The sequence below is a fragment of the Alicycliphilus sp. T452 genome, assembly GCF_054512775.1.
On sequence record NZ_JBTNEH010000084.1, the window covers coordinates 1 to 488 of the forward strand.

Here is a 488-nt window from a genome sequence, read left to right on the forward strand (position 1 = left end):
CGTTCGGCCAGCGCCTCGCCCTCGCGGGTCTCGACCGAGCCGCAGCCGACGAACGTCAGCCGGTTGCCATCGCTGTCGATGACCCCCCAGCCGGTGCGGCGCAGGCCCGGATCGATGCCCAGAATGCGAATCGGTGCGCGAAACATGCGCCGATGATAACCCAAACTACAACAGCGTGCCGCGCAGGATGACCAGCGCCACGCTGAAATAGATCATCAGCCCGGTGACATCGACCAGCGTGGCGACGAACGGCGCCGAGGCGCTGGCCGGATCGAACCCGGCGCGTTGCAGCACGAACGGCAGCATCGAGCCGACCACCGAGCCGAACGTCACGACGCCGACCAGCGCCGCCGCCACCGTCAGGCCGACCAGCAGCCAGTGCTCGCCATAGTCGTAAAGGCCGAGGTTCTGCCACAGCACGACGCGCGTGAGGCCGATCAGGCCGAGAATGCCGCCGAGGATCAGTCCGGTTGGCAGTTCGCGCAGCG

2 protein-coding genes are annotated in these 488 nt (G+C 67.8%); both read right to left on the bottom strand.

All coding sequences use genetic code 11. The annotated features are described in order from the left end of the window. On the bottom strand, nucleotides 1-146 hold a 146-nt coding region (locus tag ACX12L_RS23010; RefSeq protein WP_459264583.1), incomplete at its 3' end, for a crossover junction endodeoxyribonuclease RuvC. A gap of 19 nt (nucleotides 147-165) precedes the next feature. Further along, the coding region (locus ACX12L_RS23015) for a magnesium transporter (protein WP_459264582.1) at nucleotides 166-488 on the bottom strand (323 nt) is incomplete at its 5' end.